1 protein-coding gene and 1 pseudogene are annotated in these 1314 nt (G+C 68.3%); both read left to right on the top strand.

Features of this window, described 5'->3' with window-relative positions:
• Positions 1 to 1031 (top strand): SPDY domain-containing protein (locus tag AC31A1_RS51515; protein ID WP_489659929.1); only part of this gene is annotated, 1031 nt, incomplete at its 5' end.
• A gap of 12 nt (positions 1032 to 1043) precedes the next feature.
• Positions 1044 to 1314 (top strand): annotated as a pseudogene (locus AC31A1_RS51510) (SPDY domain-containing protein); the annotation flags it as partial.

Here is a 1314-nt window from a genome sequence, read left to right as displayed (position 1 = left end):
CAGATCCCGCCCATCCCAGTGCCGTCACCGCTCACCTCGCCGGCACCCTGCTGGGCTCCGCACGCGATCTCCTTACCGACCGGGGCTTCGTGCCCTTCGACGAACACACCATGGTCCTGGCCCGCATCGATCATGAAGAGCCCTACTGGGCCAATCAGGCCGCCCAGGAGCTCACCGACCAGGGCATCGCCATCGAGATCACACCCCGGCTGCGGGAGGCTATCCACGAGGAGTGGACCTGGGCCGAGCACCCCATGTCCTGGCTCACCCGCAGCGAGATCCGAGACGTCTCCAACGAGGCCCAGCAGATCCACGACGACATCCGTCACGGCCGCCTGATCATCCACGCTCACGCCGACGACCACGGGACCGCCGTGGCCGTCGGCGCCTACAGCGACACCGGCAAGTGCGTCTACCTCCACGGCGAGAACCACCTGCGGTGCGTCGCCGACACCTTCGACTCCATCGCCGACGCGCTCACGGCCTTCGAACACGCCCACCGCGACACCCTGCGCCCGGGACCCGCCGCCATGACCGACACCGAACACCAGGCCGCCCACGCCCGCACAAGCCTCCAGGCCCCAAGCAGCCCACCGGCCACACCTGAGCCGGTCACCGAAGAGGTACCTGCGTACGCCGCCGACCCTGCAGACCACGACGCCCTCCTGGACAACTTCCTTGCCGAACAGGGCGACTGGGAAAAATGGCGCACATGGTCTGACCACACCACCCACGCCATCCACGAGGACCAGACCCTGCGGATCGAGCGGGTGCACGAAGCCGGCCCCCGCGACACCGCCTGGACCGTGGCCGCCTACGAGACACCAGTCTCCGAGCGCATGTGGCACCTCACCGCGACCGGAACCACCCCGACCCCCGTGCTCCAGGCCCTGCTGATCCATCTCGCCGACGGCGACGGCTGGGACACCTCCCTCGGCAGTCCCATCACCGACAAGGCCGTCACCGCGGCCACCAGACCTCTCAAGGACGCTGGCTGGACGCACACTCTCGACGGACGCTGGATCTGGTGAACGAATCCCTCCGAGAACGCAGGAGTTCAGTTCGACGCCTTCACCGCCCAAAACCCGAACAGCCCCCTCCACACCTGGACCCTCTGGGCTGGACCCGACGTCAACAACGCCACCTGGGCCATGCGGGCCTCCGTCTATACCCCGGCCGCCCTCCTCGCTGACCTCGCCGAGGAACTCGCCCACGGTACTGGGCTGCGCCGCAACGCCCCTCGCTACGAGTATCAGACCAACCAGACAACGTCCGTGCTCCCGCTCGGATCGCACCCCGCCGCTCCGTCTGCAC

This window comes from Streptomyces sp. P5F9 (assembly GCF_057961495.1).
The sequence above is the reverse complement of the archived record's forward strand: the minus strand, read 5'-3'. Positions and strand labels throughout refer to the sequence as shown.